10 protein-coding genes are annotated in these 17,008 nt (G+C 59.4%); 4 read left to right on the top strand and 6 right to left on the bottom strand.

From position 1 onward, the window contains the following. The first annotated feature begins 24 nt into the window (after nt 1–24). Nucleotides 25–1,050 carry an NADP-dependent oxidoreductase gene (locus DHB74_RS11020; RefSeq protein ID WP_074779281.1) on the top strand — a complete coding sequence of 342 codons (1,026 nt, stop codon included), beginning with the start codon at nt 25–27 and terminating at the stop codon, nt 1,048–1,050. A 239-nt stretch (nt 1,051–1,289) separates the two neighbouring features. On the opposite strand, the gene DHB74_RS11015 is transcribed toward DHB74_RS11020, so the two are convergent. The 3 genes from DHB74_RS11015 to DHB74_RS11005 all read right to left on the bottom strand — a co-directional run bounded on the left by DHB74_RS11015 (nt 1,290) and on the right by DHB74_RS11005 (nt 5,363). Further along, nucleotides 1,290–2,948 (bottom strand): long-chain-fatty-acid--CoA ligase, encoded by a 1,659-nt coding sequence (locus DHB74_RS11015; protein ID WP_036991507.1) that lies wholly within the window; start codon nt 2,946–2,948, stop codon nt 1,290–1,292. Nucleotides 2,949–3,066: 118 nt separating this feature from the next. Further along, entirely contained in the window at nt 3,067–3,762 is a 696-nt protein-coding gene (locus tag DHB74_RS11010) for a sensor histidine kinase (protein ID WP_499161466.1), read from the bottom strand. After that, the gene (locus DHB74_RS11005; protein ID WP_499161465.1) at nt 3,759–5,363 is read right to left on the bottom strand and encodes a response regulator; all 1,605 of its coding nucleotides are present in this window, start codon (nt 5,361–5,363) and stop codon (nt 3,759–3,761) included. The genes DHB74_RS11010 and DHB74_RS11005 overlap by 4 nt, the downstream gene beginning before the upstream one ends. A gap of 466 nt (nt 5,364–5,829) precedes the next feature. Between DHB74_RS11005 and DHB74_RS11000 the strand changes: the two genes are divergently transcribed. Then, nucleotides 5,830–6,564: a response regulator gene (locus tag DHB74_RS11000; protein ID WP_499161464.1), complete on the top strand. Its 735-nt coding sequence runs from the start codon at nt 5,830–5,832 to the stop codon at nt 6,562–6,564. A gap of 176 nt (nt 6,565–6,740) precedes the next feature. On the opposite strand, the gene DHB74_RS10995 is transcribed toward DHB74_RS11000, so the two are convergent. From DHB74_RS10995 to DHB74_RS10985, 3 genes are read right to left on the bottom strand one after another with little or no spacing between them, the layout of a single operon-like run. Beyond that, complete coding sequence (locus tag DHB74_RS10995; protein WP_499161463.1) at nt 6,741–7,328, bottom strand: TadE/TadG family type IV pilus assembly protein; 588 nt, start codon at nt 7,326–7,328, stop codon at nt 6,741–6,743. A 2-nt stretch (nt 7,329–7,330) separates the two neighbouring features. Further along, nucleotides 7,331–9,628, bottom strand: a complete 2,298-nt coding sequence (locus DHB74_RS10990) for a pilus assembly protein TadG-related protein (protein ID WP_051611191.1) — start codon at nt 9,626–9,628, stop codon at nt 7,331–7,333. Between the two features lie 50 nt (nt 9,629–9,678). Continuing rightward, on the bottom strand, nt 9,679–10,158 hold the full coding sequence (locus DHB74_RS10985) for a TadE/TadG family type IV pilus assembly protein (RefSeq protein WP_051611189.1): 480 nt from the start codon (nt 10,156–10,158) through the stop codon (nt 9,679–9,681). Nucleotides 10,159–10,496: 338 nt separating this feature from the next. On the opposite strand from DHB74_RS10985, the gene DHB74_RS10980 reads away from it, so the two are divergent. Together DHB74_RS10980 and DHB74_RS10975 are read left to right on the top strand one after the other, a co-directional pair. Next, complete coding sequence (locus DHB74_RS10980; protein WP_499161462.1) at nt 10,497–11,300, top strand: OmpA family protein; 804 nt, start codon at nt 10,497–10,499, stop codon at nt 11,298–11,300. Between the two features lie 122 nt (nt 11,301–11,422). After that, entirely contained in the window at nt 11,423–16,966 is a 5,544-nt protein-coding gene (locus DHB74_RS10975; protein WP_499161461.1) for a BapA/Bap/LapF family prefix-like domain-containing protein, read from the top strand. Nucleotides 16,967–17,008 lie beyond the last annotated feature (42 nt).

Genomic DNA, 17,008 nt, shown 5'->3' with positions numbered 1-17,008 from the left:
CATCACAGCTCGGAGGCCTTGAGCATGTCTGCCCTTATCAATCGAAAAATAATTCTTGAGCGGCGCCCCCAGGGGGAAATCCAGGATGGCGATCTGGTCCTGGCCGAAGCGCCGGTACGCGAACTGCGCGACGGCGAAATCCTGATCAAGACCCTGTGGCTGTCCCTGGATCCCTACATGCGCCCGCGCATGAACGATTCCAAGGGTTATATGGACCCGGTCGGTATCGGTGAAGTCATGGTTGGCGAAAGTGTGGGTCGGGTAATCGAGTCCAAGTCGCCCAACTACAATGAAGGCGATCTGGTTACCTGTTATTCCGGGTGGCAGGAATACTGCATCGTGCCTGGTGACGCGCCGATGATCTACAAGATCGAGCCACGCGGTGTGCCACTGCAGACTTATCTGGGCGTGGCTGGCATGCCGGGCCGGACCGGCTATTGCGGGCTGACCTATGTCGGCAAACCCCAGGCCGGGGAAACCGTGGTGGTTTCGGCTGCCTCCGGGCCGGTCGGCACCGTGGTTGGCCAGACCGCCAAGCAGCTCGGCTGCCGGGTGGTCGGTATCGCCGGTGGTGAAGAGAAGTGCCGCTTCGTGGTCGAGGAGTTGGGCTTCGATGCCTGCGTCGATTACAAGGCCGGCAATCTGGAAGGCGATCTGGCGGCGGCCTGCCCGAATGGTATTGATGTGTACTTCGAGAATGTCGGCGGGGAAGTCACCCGAGCGGTTGCCAAGCTGCTGAACAAGGGCTCGCGCGTGCCGATTTGCGGTTACGTATCAGCGTATAACGCCGAAGACGCGAGCAAGGTCGAGACGCCGTTCCACGTATTCGGCGCCATGGGCGAGAACAAGCCGGAGCATCGTTTCTTCCTGGTTACCGAGTGGCAGGACCGCCACCAGGAAATCACCACCCTGTTGGCCGAGCAGGTGGCCAGCGGCAACCTCAAGTATCGCGAGACGGTAGCCGAAGGGCTGGAGAACGCCGTGGAGGCGTTCAAGGGCATGCTCAAGGGCAAGAACTTCGGCAAGCAGCTGGTGCATATCGCCGACTGAAGCCGTGGAGGGGTGATGGCGGCTCCAGATGACCGGGTTCATCCCCGGTCATCTGGAGTACCGGTGGCCGCGCTGTGTCGAGATGGAACTCGACACACCAACGAATCGCTCCCTGGGAGGGACGAGCACCAGCTCGTCCGCGGGGCTGTCAACGAGGCCTTTCATCGAGCTGGTGCTCGACGTTCCCAGGAACCCAACGTTCCCAGGGAGCTAGAGGTTGCCAGGCGCTCGGTACGCCATCAGCTCTTCGCCCACTCCTGCTCCTGCAATGCCCGCCACATGATCTTGCCGGTAGGTGATTTGGGCAGGGCGTCGGTGAATTGGATCAGCTTGGGACATTTGTAGGCAGACATGTTGGCCTGACACCAGGTGAGAATGTCATCGCCCGATGTATCGGCATGCCCTGCCGCCAGCGCGATCACCGCCTTGACCGTTTCCCCGCGGCGCTCATCCGGCACTGAGATCACGCAGACTTCCCGCACCGCCGGATGGCTGTACAACAGCGATTCCACTTCCGCCGGCCAGACCTTGTAGCCCGAGGCGTTGATCATCCGCTTGACCCTGTCGACCAGAAAGAAATAACCCTCTTCGTCGTAATAACCCAGGTCACCGGTACGGAAGAAACGCTTGCCATCCAACTCGATGAAGGCCTCGGCAGTGGCCTCGGGACGGCGCCAGTAGCCCTGGAATAGCTGTTCGCCCTGCAATACGATCTCACCGACCTCGCTCACCCCGACTTCCTGCAGGCTATCCACGTCGACCACCCGGGAATCGACCCCGATGATCGGAATGCCCAGGCACTGCGGCTTGGGTGCCTGCGGCGGGTTCATGTGGGTGGCGCTGAGGGTTTCCGACAGCCCATAGCCCTCTGAATACCGCAGCCCCAGCTTGCCTTCCAACTTGGCGGCAATAGCCGCCGGCATGGCAGCGCCACCGCCGCCGATGGCCTGCAGGCTGCTGATGTCGTACTGGTCGATATCCGGATCGGACAGCAGATCCACTACCATGGTCGGAATGTTGCGCCAAGCGGTGATGCCGTGGCGCTCGATCAGCTTCGCCGCGGTCCGCCGGTCCCAGCGGGTCATGATCACCTGGGTGGCACCCAGATAGATGGCGGCATTCATGCACACCTGCATGCCGGTGACATGGAACATGGGTACCGACACCAGTTGCACGCCATTATGCTGACTATTGCCCCAGACCGACGGATAGACCGTGGTTGCCATGGCGCTGTGATGGGTATGGGCGCAGCCCTTGGGGTTGCCGGTGGTGCCGGAGCTGTAGGGAATCACGCACAGGTCATCAGGCCCGGCGGTCAGTGGCCCCGGCTCGTAGGCGGCATCCAGGGCCTGCTGCCAGGCGGTAAGGCCATCGCGATGGGGCATGTCGGCGGACAGGGTCACTGCCTCGGGCAGCTCCAGATCGGTGGGTTCGCACACATAATCGCCGTAGGTGCCGACCACCACTTCGCGCAGCCCGCTGCTATCCAGCAGCTCACCGATGTTATCCAGCAGTTCGCGGCCGCACAGGGCAACCTGCGCCTCGGTGTCGGCGATCAGGTACTCCAGCTCGGCCTTGCGGTTCATCGGATTGACCGGTACCACCACCGCATTGGCCCGCAGGATGGCATAGAAGCCGATCACGAATTGCGGGCTGTTCTGCATGTACAGCAACACCCGGTCGCCGGCCTTGACCCCGGTGTGCTGCAGGTAACCGGCCAATGCTTCGGCCTGGCGTTCGAGTTCGGCGTAGGTCAGCGTGGACCCGTAATAAATAATGGCGGGGTGTTGCGGGTAGCGCAGTGCGGAGATGCTCAGATTGGAATAGAGGCTGGTGGCCGGCAGATCGAGAAAGTGCGGTACCAGATCAGGCCAGACGGCGTAATGACGATCGAACATACGCGAGGGCTCCGTGGGCGGTTGTTATCATTGTCGAGCCCATCAGCTAAGCATGTCCTGCGTCGCTGGCAAACCGTCAGAACCCATGGTGTTGATGGGTCATAAGTGCGACGGCTGCTCAGGGCAGATATAGCCGGAACTCGCCGCCACCGAGCTGCCCGCCGTTGCTCAGCTCGATGTAACCATGGCGGCCATTGCGCTGGTGCAGCCGGGCAGTACATTGCCCGAAGTACAGCCCCAGCCCGGTGCTGCTCTGGGTGACATCCGCATCGCGGGCGCCGGTGTTGTAGCGGCCCAGCATATCGGCGGGATAACCCTGGCCGTCGTCACTGACCAGGATCATCAACTGTCCATCTTCCAGCGCGGCGTGCAGATGGATGGCCGTGCGGGTATAGCGGATGGAGTTATTGATTACGTTGGCAATCACTGAACTGATCAGTTCTTCATCCATGAAATGCAACAACTCGTCATGTTCGATACTGTAGCTGCTGCTGATCTGACGCGCCTGCAGAATCTCGCTGTGCCGGGCCAGCTGGGCCTGCAGCAGATCGTCCACCTCCACCCAGTTGGGGCGCAGCGGCAGGGCATTGAGCTGCAGTTTATACAGGCCGAGCATCTGCATGAGCATGCCGTTGAGTCGCAGGGATTCGTATTCGATCACTCCACGCTCACCTGATTGTGCCAGTTCGGGCGGCAGCCGCTCGATCCACTGGGCCCAACTCTGCATCATCAGCGTCAGCGAATTCTTCATGTCATGGACGGTAGAGGCCAATACCGTGGAAAAATCCAGCCCTTCCTGGTCGTTGTCGTTCATAACTGCTCCAGCCGTTCACGAAGCTTGCGGTAACGCTCGCGGCGATGATCATTGGATGGCATCCCGTCCGCCTGCTGCAGGCAGCGCTCACACTCGGCGAGCAGTTCCGGTTTCGGGTCGGCGGCAATCAGACGCAGCAGCGACTGTGCTGTGTTCAAGGCAAAGCTGATGTTGCGCGGCTGGCTCACCAGCGCCTGGCGGAACCGTTGTAGCGCCTCGGCATAGTTCTTCTGCTGGTACAGCCGGATGGCCTGGCGGTTCCATTCCAGGGCCTGGGAGCCGGCCGCAAGAATGTCCGGGTTGTCGGTATGCCGGGCGATGTCAGCCAGCACCTCCGGGTCGTCGCCGTACATTTCGGCACAGGTCGCCAACACCGCATCGGCCGATCCGGCCTGATCCAGATCACGCAGCTGCCCGGCCACTTGCAGAGCAACCTCGGCATCGAAGAAGCTCTCCAACTGCGCGACATCAGCCGCCACCTGCTCTGCCAGCCGGCGCGCTTCGGTCGCATGGCCACTCTTGTCCAGGGTGCGGGCCTGCATCAGCCGAGAACGCACCGACAGCACCGGGTCGTCGCGCCAGGTTTTGTCCAGCTCGCCCAGGGTTTGACGAATTTCCGCCACCGCCCGTTGGCCGAGCGCTCCGTCGCCCGCTTGAGCGGTAAGGCTGGAGGCGAGATTCAGATGATTGTCGGGATTACGAAACAGCGAACTGCGGCCTAGATCAACGGCCTGGCGAAAGGCCCGTGCGGCTTGCTCATGATCATTGTTGCGCTGCGCGATCTGGCCCATGCGTTCCTGGCGCTGCAGCGAATTGGGCGAAATGCGCAGCCCTTGCTGCAGGTGCTGTTGGGCTTCCTCATGATTGCCGCGGGCCAGCTCCGTGGCCGCGAGCCCGTCATACAATGCCGGGATCAGCGGGAACTGACGGATACCGTCCTGATACAGCGTCAGCGCCTGGTCCAATTGTCCGCTCTCGCGCAACAGATCGGCCAGTGCTACCAGCGCCCAGGGCAATGGTCGCTCGCTGATCAGTGACTGCAGCAGGCGCTCCTGATCCTGGCGTCGGCCCAAGGCGGCCAGCGCCGTCACCTGATGCCGGCGGCATTGCGGAGCGTACCGTGGATGCGCTGCTATTACCGCTGCGCAGGCTTCCAGCACCGCCATATGATCGGCGCGCATCTGCGCATCCAGTACGGGATGCAGCACGGTCTTCATGGCGATCAACTTGTCCAGCCGCTGCTGCAGGCTGGCCAGGTTGAAGGGTTTGGTCAGATAGCTGTCCGGTTCGCACTCCAACGCCGCCATGACCATGGCCTGGCTGCTTTCGGCGGAGATAATGATGAAGATGCAATGTGGGCTGAGCAGCTTGTCATGGTGCAGCTCTTCCAGCACCTGCTGACCGTTCTTTCCCTTGCCGAGGTTGTAGTCATGGAGGATGACGTCATAGGTGTGCTTGCGGCACAGCGCCAGCGCCTCCTCACCATTGACCGCCGCATCGATATGCGCCACGCCCATCTGCCGCAGCATGCCGGTGAGCGCCGAGCGGAAATCGGTGAAATCATCCACGATGAGAAAGCGCTTGTTGTTGTATTCGATCATCTAGCCATCCGCTTCGATGCTTACCTCATATTGGAGTTGCTCCATTGTAGCTGGACCGGGACAAGGGCAGTAGGGCTATTGGCCATTATGGTGGCCGATGAAACGTTGTGGTAATACATCTGCCGGGAATAAGGGGGGCATCCGATCCTTGGGTTTCCCGGCAAGATTGTCAGCAATATGACAAAATTTCCGCATTTCGATGGATCGAAAATCAAAGGAAGGCAACGGTAAAAAAAGCGCCAGCCTTTCAGAAAACTGCTGCTAAGCTATAGATAGAAAGATCGATGATCATCCGCAATCCCATTGTGGTATCGGTCGCTGTTCTAGGATTTAGCTCCAGCCTCATGGACGGAGCCGATGTGGGCTGCGACATATGTTCGCAGGGAAGAACTTGTCGTAATCAAGGGGTCGGTTGCTTTTGATTGCATTGTAACCGCAGGTATTTGGGCGGGGAGCCAACGGCAACATGAATGATTTGAATAAAGTGCTGATTGTCGACAATGAGCCTTTTATTGTTGAGGAGCTATCTGAATATCTTGAAGCCGCTGGGGTCTCCTGCGTGGGCTGCGACAGCTCTGCCGAAGCGATTGATCTGTTCTGTCGGGACGAGCGTATCGGGGTCGTGCTGAGCGATTATCGGATGCCGGATATTAACGGTATTGATCTCGTCAAGCTGCTGCGTAAAACCTCACCCGAAAACAGGGTATTCGAAAGCATTCTCTTTACCGGCGATGCGGATAAAGAGGATGTCGTCGCGGCGATGCGGGCGGGGATCTCCGATTACTATCAAAAACCGCTGGATCTGGATGCTCTGCTGGCCGGAGTGCGCCATCTGCAGGCAAATGTGCAGCGGCGTTTTGCGGCACAGAAGGTGGAAGGGATCAGTGAGCGGCTGAAGGAAATGACTCACTCGCTGCGGGAGCTGCAGCAGGATGTGAGTGGCTTGAACAACAGCGACGCTACCGAGCCTGTGACAGCGGCCAAGCTGCTGCCCGTTACCCAGCTGCCAGGTTACTCCAAACTGTCACCGCGACAGATCGAGGTGGCCGAGTTACTGGGCAAAGGGCTGACCAACTATCAGATTTCCTGTGAGCTTGGGATCTCGGAAAACACCGTCAAGCTGTATGTTTCCCAGGTATTGCGAGCTACCAATATGCACAACCGCACGCTGCTGGCGCTGGCGTTGGGTGGGCGTCGGTAACGGCTGAAAAGGAGGAGGGGCGAGATACCTCGCCCCTTCCACATCGCTCCCGGGAACGTCGAGCACTAACTTGGTAAGCGGAACTGAACCTGGATTGTCGAGCACCAGATCGACGATAGCGCAATTGAGTGGCGCTAATGCCGCGCTTGAGCGCGGTCGGGGCGCATACCTCTGAATTAAAGCCGGATGGTAGAGCGCCCACGCAAGGTGGTATTACCGCTCTCATCCTGGGGCAGACTGGGGATATCGAGACCGAACACGGTTAATATCGGGATGATCGCATTGTCCTTGTTATATTCGCGTTGCAGGCAAACGTGCAGTTGTACGCGCTCTACAGTACCAAGCGACTCAGTTGCCAGGAAGCCGTACGGAGTCTCCAATTTTCCCCAATTCAGCCCGGTATTGGCGGGCGGATTCTCACACCCACCGCCGCGCCAATTCTCTGGTAGCCAGCTGTTCTCGACCTCACTCTTAATCACATTACTGACGGCTTGCGCATATCTAGCCGGGCCAATTGCCGGGTCCACCTTGACCACAGCCCTTGCTGCGTCGGCGCTGAGCTGATTGAAAGTCAGCGTTAGCAATAAGGGAACGCTGTAAGCGATGATGGCGTACAGCACGGTGAAGAACACCAGGAACAGCACGGCAAACTCGATAGCTACCGCGCCGCGCTGCTGCCTGCGCAATCTGCAGCGGCCTCGAATGCTGTGCCGGTCCAGTGTGGGAAAGAACATGATCTCGGTCCCCTGCTGTAAATTGCGCATGATCAACGCACCAATTGCGGCGTGCCGCAGCTGATCGTATGTACGGTGACGTCGGTGCGACCCAGTTCCAAGCCTAGTACGTCGGCTAGTACGACGCTGAGCAAATGGCCGATACCATTGAGGATCGGTTTGAGCAGTTCCAGTACCGGTTTCAGAAGGCTGCACAAAAAGCCGGAGCATGTGATTTGGTTGCTGTTGGGATTGGCTAGACTCTGACCATCAGTGCTAGCGCTCAGGTTGATGCCGCCAGGTTTTTCCTTCAGCAGTTTGGCCAGGTTATGCTCAACACACCCGTTCCAATTTAAGAGCGATGAGAGCAGCCCAGCGCAGCTCTGATAACCGTTACCTAACGTGGGGATGCCTACGATGTCCAGAATACCGTATGGGATGCTGGTATAGGCGTGGAATGCCTGACTGAACGTGCCATCTACCCAGAGGTTTGTGGGGCAGGCGCCAAGTACGCAGGATTTGGGGATGCTTTTCGATATATTCCAGTCATCATCTACCAAGGGCACCAATACCTGGTTGCCATTCGCGTCGCGTTCATCACTACCTTCCAGAATCAGCTTGGCAACGTTGTCCACATTATAGAAGCCATTAACCTTGCTAACATCCAGATACTGTCTCGCTAGCTGTTCGACCAATTTGTTTTGGGCCGCCTGGTTATAGTCCAGATCGGAGCCGTTCGCTGTGCTCGGCTTGCGAAACAGGCCGCTGAGCAAATCCAGCAAGCCGGTCACAAGGTTATCTACTGTGCTGCCTATAGAAAGCTTGTTGTAATCGGTCGATCGAGTTTCCCCTACAGCCATACTGGGCATTTCCTGATTATGCTCCAGCCCATGAATATGAGTTTTGCCACTGAGTACAGGTAGGTGCAACAATCGAATCAGCTCATCATCCTGCAAGTTTACTTCGCAGCTGGCACTGGTGGACCATTTCTTGTCCTCAGGTACCTTACCGACACAGGCATTGAGAATGTCTGACTCGACATAGATATCAGCAGTAGGCGCAGTGCCCTCGCAATTGATAGCTGTCAGGGTTCCCTGGCCTGAGATGACGTCGATCCAGATTGGCAGGTTTATCCGTGTCCCCAAGATGGTATTAGTCAGCCATGCCAGCGCGCCGCCAAGCAGGTTATTGGTATCTACTCCGACATATAGCCGCACCTGTGCGTTATAGGCGACGGTATCCACCGGCCCGATCCCGATGGAGGGCGGCTCGACAATACCCAGTTCTACAGTGGCGGCCCCCAGTATGCTGGCATCAAGCGTCAGTGCTCGGTTTGCATCATGCATGCCAATCAGCAGACCAGCGCCGAGCAGATCACCCAGGTTGACAGCGGTATCCAGCGCGGCACCAACGGTCCCGTCAGGACTGGAAGCCAAGCGCAGCAAGCCTGGCTCGGTTTCGGTGCCGAATAGCTGCAAATTGATGTCTTGGAGTATTGGGTTGTGCAGAATACCTTGGTGTAACAGGTCCAAGTCCGCAGCTAGTACTGAATCGGAAACCACATCCGCAGATAGTTCGATAACTTCAATCAAACGTAGCAGGGAAATATTGGTTTTCTTGAGTTCAAGAATCCCCTGCGGGCTGAGGGCTTTGAGTTCATGGATGCCGATTTCGACACCCAAGGCTTTCAGAAGGCCAGCGGGGGTGATTTGAGCATTAGCCAGCCCGTCAGAATCCAGTACGGTCAGGTGTTGGGGATTAAGCCCTACGCCTTTCAACAACTGACCGACCAAGCGATCGTTATCCAGTCGCAATAGTTGAGCGCCAACACTGAACGACGCCGTTGGTGTTTCGCGCTCGGCTACTGCGACTGCTTGTAGCTCGATCGTATCGGCGGTGTCGCTGAACAAACTGCTGAGCCGCAGCACCAGGCTGCTGGGAACGGTGTGATTGGCCGTAACCTGAACTGCGGGTCCAGCCTCGTCAACGTGCGCTTGACGCAGATTATCAGCGCCAGTCTCCACCCGAACGCACGCTGTTGTCAGGTTTTGCTGCGCCGTGTCGTTGTCCGCTTCTTGCAGAAATTTATGGCGGTCTCGGGCGTTTTCCTTAGCGTAGAGATCTGCGTCATCCGGCGCTGCGGAGCAGTTGCCCAGCGGCAGCCGCGAGATGGCTTCAAGCGCCGCCATGTCTGCTACCTTTTGCAACTGCCGCTGCTGCATATACAGACGGCCACTATCCAGCACCAATACCAGAAACAGCAGCAGGGTCAGCAGCGTGAAGGCAGTGAGCACGCTGAATACGCCTAGCTGGCGAGCTTTGGATGGTATCGATATGGTGGAATGAAACATTGTGAGCGAGCTCCTTGGCATCAATGCCGGCCGTGGGTAAGGGGCGGTGTTCAGTGCAGCTGCACTGTCGCTTCTCCACGAATCTCTTTGGGTAAGGGAAGCAGATCCAAGCCGAACAGCGATATGGAGGGCAGGATTGAAGATGGGTTGTCGTGGCGAATACAGGCGCTCCAAATGTCGCCATGTATTTTTAGATACCCCTCATAGCTAGGACATGGGCTCGCCCAGGCACTAGGTAGCCATGAATCTTCGATGACTCGGTCTGCTTGAAGCTGAATATCACCGTGCTCCAGAGTCGAGTATTTCAGGTTTATTGCTTGGCGTAGTGCTTCAGAAGATAGTTCGTGATAGGTGGCACTCAGCAGCAGGGGAATAAAATACCCCACCATTCCATAGAACAGCATGAATATCAGAACAAACATAAAGGCGAACTCAATACTTGCGACGCCCTGTTGGTTCGTCCTTGCTGTTGTGTGTTGTTTCATATTCTGACCTGCTGCCAAGGGGCTGATTGGCAGAATTACGCGCATGAGATTCTTGAAGGATGGCGTCCTGATACTGCTGTGCTTTATAGGACATAGCAGTGGTGATGGAAATAGTTACTTATGATTATCCAATAAGTTTGGAGGTCTTTAGGCTGTATATCCATATGAATATATCCAAGTAACTAATCTGCATTGACCGTCATCGTGTTACCCGGAGAGCTGCAACGCTTATCGCTAAGAGTAAGTGCCTTTCCGGTTAGTACTAATTCAGTATTTACTCTTTCGTGGTGCTGCTTAAGCTAGCTGCATACAGAACCCTTCACTTGGCACGGAGCCGGGCGGAGGTGTCGCCGTTGGCTATGGATTTGGATAATGGAGTTCCCATGGGAATCGTGATGAGAGTAACAGCCCTGTGCGCCCTGGCGCTTCTGACTGGATGTGCGAGCGTGAGCGATAGGGAGAGCGGGCAGCCCCTGGCGCTTTCGGAGTTTGATGATGTCGAGGTGAAAGTGCAGGACCTTGGCCCTGGCCATGTACGCCAGGGAGCTCCCAGTTCGCCCCAGACTATCTCTCAGGTGGTTCCCGGCAGCAGCAAAAGTGACGTCAGGGGACTATTGGGAAATCCAGCCAACGAAACCAATCAGCGGTGGTGGCTCTACAATATCAACTTGCCCCTGGACGCCGAGGGCGATTATCTGGTGTGCCAGTACGGCGTCGCCTTTGATCCTGCGGGCCAGGTAGCCAGCACTGAATGGCGCAGACCGCAGTGTAGCTCGCGCTATCAGGAACTGATCCAACCGGACGTTCCGGATGTGGAAGAGATCACTTTGTTCAGCGACGTGCTTTTTGGCTATGACAGCGCGACGCTTTCCTCCGAAGGGCTGAAAGAACTGGATCTCGCCGCCCATGTTGTGGCCAACAAGATGCAGCTCGAGCGCGTCGTTGTAATAGGTCACTCCGATCGCATTGGCTCTGACAGTTACAACGATGCACTTTCGAAGCGCCGCGCAGAGGCGGTTCGCAGCCATCTGATTTCCAAAGGGATTAATAGTTATCTGATTTCCGCCGAGGGGCGCGGCTCCAGAGAGCCGCTCATCGAGTGCCAAGGCAACAGAATTACGGCATCCCTCAAGCAGTGTCTGCAGCCCAACCGGCGTGTGCAGATCATGATCTACGGCCAGCGTTGAAAGGAAATGCACCTCGCGTTAGCAAGGGCGGCTCGATATGCCGCCCTTGTTCGCCAGAGGGTTCTGGATGCATGGATTCAGCGCTAATAAGAAGCTAGAAATTCGTTTTGGAGTGATTCAGCATGGCAGCCAACACAATCGAGATCATTGAAAAAACCGGCGGTTCAATTGTCAGCGTACCGGTGAGCGGCGAAATAACGCTCGATAAGGCCGGTGTCGTAAAACTGCCTTTCGGCCCTGAACAATTGGCGTCATCCAGCAGGGTGGGCAACGACCTGGAAGTCGTCCTCAAAAGCGGCGAGAAGGTGCTGCTCAAAAACTTCTTTGGCGTGCCCGGTGCGGAAGAACGCAGTGAGTTGATGCTCGAGGATGAAAACGGGGTTGTATGGCTTGGCCAATACGACTCGTCGACCGCGGATTTTGCCTTTGCCGAGGTTTCCGAGCTTGCCGCTGGTGGTGGCATGCCGGATTGGGGGTGGCTGCTGCTTGGGCTGCTTGGCGTAGGCGGGTTAGCGGCATTGATCGATCACAACCGCTCGTCATCTTCCTCCTCTCCCTTGCCGGATGATGACGGTGATGCCGATGCAGACGCCGATGCCGATGCCGATGCAGACGCCGATGCTGATGCAGACGCCGATGCGGACGCCGATGCCGATGCCGATGCAGACGCCGACGCAGATGCTGATGCAGACGCCGATGCAGACGCTGATGCGGACGCAGATGCCGATGCTGATGCAGACGCAGATGCCGATGCGGACGCCGATGCCGATGCCGATGCCGATGCCGATGCAGATGCAGACGCCGATGCTGACGCGGATGCCGACGCTGATGCAGACGCAGATGCTGATGCCGATGCAGACGCCGACGCCGACGCAGATGCTGATGCAGACGCCGATGCAGACGCTGATGCGGACGCAGATGCCGATGCCGATGCTGATGCAGACGCCGATGCAGACGCTGATGCGGACGCCGACGCCGACGCCGACGCAGACGCCGACGCAGACGCCGACGCAGACGCTGATGCGGACGCTGATGCGGACGCAGATGCCGATGCTGACGCAGACGCAGATGCTGATGCAGACGCCGATGCCGACGCTGATGCAGACGCCGACGCCGACGCCGATGCAGATGCCGATGCCGATGCAGATGCAGATGCCGATGCAGATGCAGATGCCGATGCAGATGCAGATGCCGATGCAGATGCGGACGCAGATGCCGATGCGGACGCTGACGCCGACGCTGACGCCGACGCTGACGCCGACGCTGACGCGGATGCTGACGCCGATGCGGATGCCGATGGCAACGAGCTACTCGATCCCGCAGATACGATTCTGTCGGCACTGGTGCCGGTGTTGGACGATGCCCTCGGGCTCAATGGCGCACTGGCCCCGGCAATCAATGCTACCGAGGGTCTGACGGATCGTCTCAATGATGCCCTGGCGCCGCTGCTGGGTAGCGAGTTTGACCCGGATGATCCGAACAGTCTGGACGTGCTCGATGACGCGCTGGCTGGCCTGGGAGGCGAACTGGGCGGCCTTTTGGCACCGATCGTTTCTGACCTGCTGGGTGGTGACGATCTGGCTCTGGCGGTGCTGGAAAGCCTGCTGGGCACCCAGATTGATTTCGTCACCGACGGCGTTGCCAACCTGCTGAATGAAGAAGGCTTGCTGGGCGGTGTATTGGCGGGTCTGGGCCTGGGTGGCGTACTGGACAGTCTGATTGACGAAGAAGGCGCGCTGGCCGGTCTCCTGAACGATCTGCTGGGCGAAGGCAGCCTGGCCGGTGGTTTGCTGGCCGAACAAGGCCTGATCGGCGGTCTGCTGGCTGAAAATAGCGCCCTGGGCGCCCTGTTGGCCGAAAACGGTATTTTGGGTGGCATCCTGGATGAGGGTGGTCTGCTGGGCGACGTACTGGCCGAGGGCACGGTACTGGGCGAACTGCTGGGCAGCCTGGTCGGTGATGAGGGGTTGATGAGTGGGCTGCTGTCGAACCTGTTGGGCGGCGATGCCAACCTGATCGGCCAGCTGCTGGGTGAGTCCACCTTTATTGGTGACTTGTTGGGCGAGACCGGTTTGCTGGCTCTGCTGACTGGCTCTGAAGGGGTGCTGGGCGAGGTGCTGGACACCTTGCTGGGCGAAAACGGCTTGCTCGGCGGCCTGACCGGTGAAGATGGTCTGCTGGGTGATGAGCTGCTGGGCACCCTGTTTGGCGATGACGGCCTGGTGACCAATCTGCTGAATGATCTGTTGAGCGATGGTGCACTGGCCGGTTTGACCGGCGAGTCCGGATTGCTGGGCGCCAACGGCGCGCTGAACGTGCTGCTGGGCGAGGACGGTGCGGTGACGCACCTGCTGCATGGCCTGCTCAACAGTGGCCTGGTGGATAACCCGGCGGTGGATCTCCTGCTGGGCCAGAACGGCCTGGTGTCCGAGTTGCTGAATACAGTGCTGGGGCAGGAAGGTCTGCTGAGCAGCGACGCGCTCGCCGGCCTGCTGGGTGACAACGGTGTGATCAGCAATCTGCTGGACGGCGTGTTGGGCAGTGGCCTGCTGGGTAGCGGCCTGACCGATAGCGATCTGTTATCCGGCTTGCTCGGCGAAGATGGCCTGGTCGGTGGGTTGCTGGACAGTCTGCTGGGTGGCGCGGACCTGGAAAGCCTGCTTGGAGACCAAGGGCTGCTGTCTGAGCTGCTGGGTAGCGAAGGGCTGGTGGCCGGCCTGTTGAAGGGCTTGCTGGGCGATGAAGGTGGTCTGCTGGACGGCTTGCTGGGCGGCGACACTGCCCTGCTGGGTGGCCTGCTTGGCCAGGACAGCTTGTTGAGCAACCTGCTGGATACCCTGCTGGGTGACAGCGGTCCGCTCAGTGGCTTGGTAGGTGAAGACCTGCTGGCTGGCTTGCTCGGCGAGGAAGGTCTGGTCACCGGTCTGCTCGATGCCCTGTTGGGTGAGCAAGGCTTGCTCGGCGGCCTGCTCGGTGACGAGCTGCTGGGCGGTGAACTGCTGAATGGCCTGCTGGGCAGCGACGGTCTGGTTGGCGGCCTGCTGGATGGACTGCTGAGCAACAATGAGCTACTGGGCACATTGCTGCCTGAGCAACTGCTGGCTGGCCTGCTCGGCGAACAGGGCCTGGTTACCGGTTTGCTTGAGACCCTGGTGGGTGAAAACGGTCTGCTGGGCGGCCTGTTGGGCGAAGATGGCCTGCTGAAAAACGAACTGCTGGACGACCTGCTTGGCAGCTTGCTGGGTGAGCAGGGTCTGGTCACCGGCCTGCTCAACGGCCTGCTTGGCGGGGAAGATGGAGGCCTACTGAACGGCTTGACCGGTGAGGGCCTGCTGGCCGGTCTGCTCGGCGAAGACGGCTTGCTCGGTGGCTTGCTGGGCGGTGACCTGCTTGGCGGTCTGCTGGGCGGTGAGAACGGCGGCCTGCTGGGCAGCGGTGTGCTGGACAGCCTGCTGGGCGAACAGGGCCTGGTCACCAACCTGCTGAACGGCCTGCTGGGCGATGATGGTGGTTTGCTGGGCGGCCTGTTGGGCGGGGAGGACGGCAACGGTCTGCTGGACAGCCTGCTGGGTGAAAACGGTGCGCTGACCGGGCTGCTGAACAGTCTCCTTGGTGATGGCCTGCTGGGCGGCGGTGATTTGCTTGGCGGCGACGGCATCCTGGATGGCCTGCTGGGCGAGACCGGCGTAGTGACCGGTCTGCTGAGCGGCCTGCTCGGCGACAGCCTGCTGGGTGGCGATCTGCTGCCCGGTGATCTGCTGGCAGGACTGTTGGGTGAAGATGGCCTGATTGCCGGACTTCTCAACGGCCTGCTCGGCGGTGGTGTGCTCGGCGACGACCTGCTTGGCGGTGATCTGCTGGCGGGGCTGTTGGGTGAAGATGGCCTGGTTGGCGGCCTGCTCAACGGCCTGCTCGGCGGTGGTGCGCTCGGCGACGGCCTGCTTGACGGTGACCTGTTGGCTGGGTTGTTGGGTGAGGATGGTCTGGTTGTTGGACTGCTGAACGGCCTGCTGAGCAACGGTCTGCTGGACGGACTGACCGGTGAAGGTCTGCTGGGTAGCCTGCTCGGCGACAATGGCCTAGTCAGCAACCTGCTCGACAGCCTGATCGGTGGCGGTCTGCTGGGAGACGACCTGCTTGGCAGCGGCTTGCTGGATTCGCTACTGGGCGAGCAAGGTCTGCTCAGCGGTCTGCTGGGCGGCGACCTGTTGGGTGGATTGCTCGCTGGCGAGAACCTGGTCGGTCTCGACCTGCTGAATGTGTTGGTGGGTGAAGAGGGTCTGGTTACAGGCCTGCTGAATGGCCTGCTAGGCGACACTGGTCTGCTCGGCAACGACCTGCTGGGTAGCGGTCTGCTCGACACCTTGCTGGGTGAAAACGGTCTGGTTACCGGACTGATCACCAGCGTGCTGGGCGGTGATCTGCTGGGCGGCGACCTGCCAGGCGGCGATCTGCTGGCTGGGTTGTTGGGTGAAGACGGCCTGGTTGGCGGTCTGCTCAGCGGCCTGCTCGGTGGTGGTCTGCTCGGCGACGACCTGCTAGGCGGCGATCTGCTGGCTGGGCTGCTGGGTGAAGATGGCCTGGTTGGCGGACTGCTCAATGGTTTGCTCGGTGACAACGGACTGCTCGGCGGCGACCTGCTGGGTGGACTGGTCGGCGGTGACCTGCTGAATGGCCTGCTCGGCTCTGACGGTCTGCTGGGTGGACTGCTTGGCGAAGGAGGCCTGCTGGGCGGCCTGCTGGGCAATCTGTCCGAAGAACAAGCCGGCGATCTCCTGACTAGCGTACTCGGTGAAGAAGGTCTGCTGGGTGGCGTGCTCGGTGACGGCGGTCTGCTCGGGAACGGCCTGCTGGAAGAGCTGGGCTTGGTCGAGACGCTCGATAGTCTGCTGACGGGGCTGCTCGGTGAAGGCGGCCTGCTGGGCGGTGTGCTCGGTCTCGTGAGTGACGACCAGGGTCTGCTGGGCAATCTGTTCGGAGAGAACAGCCTGCTGGGTGGCCTGCTTGGCCCCGACGGCTTGCTCGGTGGTTTGCTGGGCGGTCTGCTTGGTGGTTTAGGCGATCTGCTCGGTGGTCTGCTGGGTGGTTTGCTCGGCGGCGGTACTGGTGGAGGCGGGATCCTGGACGGCATCCTTGGCGAGGACGGCCTGCTGGGTGGTCTCTTGAACTCGGGTGCCAGTGGAGATGGTCTGCTGAGTGGCGTGTTGGGCGAAGCCGACCTGCCAGTAGCGGCGAATGCGCTTCCGGAGCAACAGGGTCTGGCTGCTGATCTTGACGGCGGACTGCTTGGCAGCATCCTCAGCGACGCTGATGTCAGTATCGAGGATCCGGTATCCGACTCCGCAGATGATCCGGCCAATGCTGAAACCTTGATGGCAGAGACTGCGGTGGACGACAACCTGGTCAACGACTTGCTGGGAGGCGCGGCGGAGCAGGATACGCTGGTCGATGAGCTGATCGAAGACGTACTGGCGGAACAAGCCCAGGAGGAAGACGTAGAAAACGCAGAGGTTGTGGCGGATAACCAGTCGGCGGAAGAGGCTGGTCAGGACGTCCTGGAAGATACCGCTCTGGCGGCATTGGATGTCCCTGGCGAGTTGGCCTTGGTGTTGGAGCCATCAAGCCTCGACGACCTGTTGTCCCAACAGAATATGTCGGTGATGTAATCGTTATTCCGCGATATTTGATCGAGGGAAGGCGCAATGGCG

This window comes from Pseudomonas sp. G11-1 (assembly GCF_024031555.1).
Taxonomy (GTDB): domain Bacteria; phylum Pseudomonadota; class Gammaproteobacteria; order Pseudomonadales; family Pseudomonadaceae; genus Halopseudomonas; species Halopseudomonas bauzanensis.
Note: the sequence above shows the minus strand (reverse complement) of the source record. Positions and strands in the feature narration are given on the sequence as shown.

Bases quoted from the DNA above. Each gene is read 5' to 3' on its own strand.
- DHB74_RS10990 (WP_051611191.1), bottom strand. From the start codon at position 9,628: ATGTTTCATTCCACCATATCGATACCATCCAAAGCTCGCCAGCTAGGC.
- DHB74_RS10985 (WP_051611189.1), bottom strand. From the start codon at position 10,158: ATGCGCGTAATTCTGCCAATCAGCCCCTTGGCAGCAGGTCAGAATATG.
- DHB74_RS11000 (WP_499161464.1), top strand. From the start codon at position 5,830: ATGAATGATTTGAATAAAGTGCTGATTGTCGACAATGAGCCTTTTATT.
- DHB74_RS11015 (WP_036991507.1), bottom strand. From the start codon at position 2,948: ATGTTCGATCGTCATTACGCCGTCTGGCCTGATCTGGTACCGCACTTT.
- DHB74_RS11005 (WP_499161465.1), bottom strand. From the start codon at position 5,363: ATGATCGAATACAACAACAAGCGCTTTCTCATCGTGGATGATTTCACC.
- DHB74_RS10995 (WP_499161463.1), bottom strand. From the start codon at position 7,328: ATGCGCAATTTACAGCAGGGGACCGAGATCATGTTCTTTCCCACACTG.
- DHB74_RS10980 (WP_499161462.1), top strand. From the start codon at position 10,497: ATGGGAATCGTGATGAGAGTAACAGCCCTGTGCGCCCTGGCGCTTCTG.
- DHB74_RS10975 (WP_499161461.1), top strand. From the start codon at position 11,423: ATGGCAGCCAACACAATCGAGATCATTGAAAAAACCGGCGGTTCAATT.
- DHB74_RS11020 (WP_074779281.1), top strand. From the start codon at position 25: ATGTCTGCCCTTATCAATCGAAAAATAATTCTTGAGCGGCGCCCCCAG.
- DHB74_RS11010 (WP_499161466.1), bottom strand. From the start codon at position 3,762: ATGAACGACAACGACCAGGAAGGGCTGGATTTTTCCACGGTATTGGCC.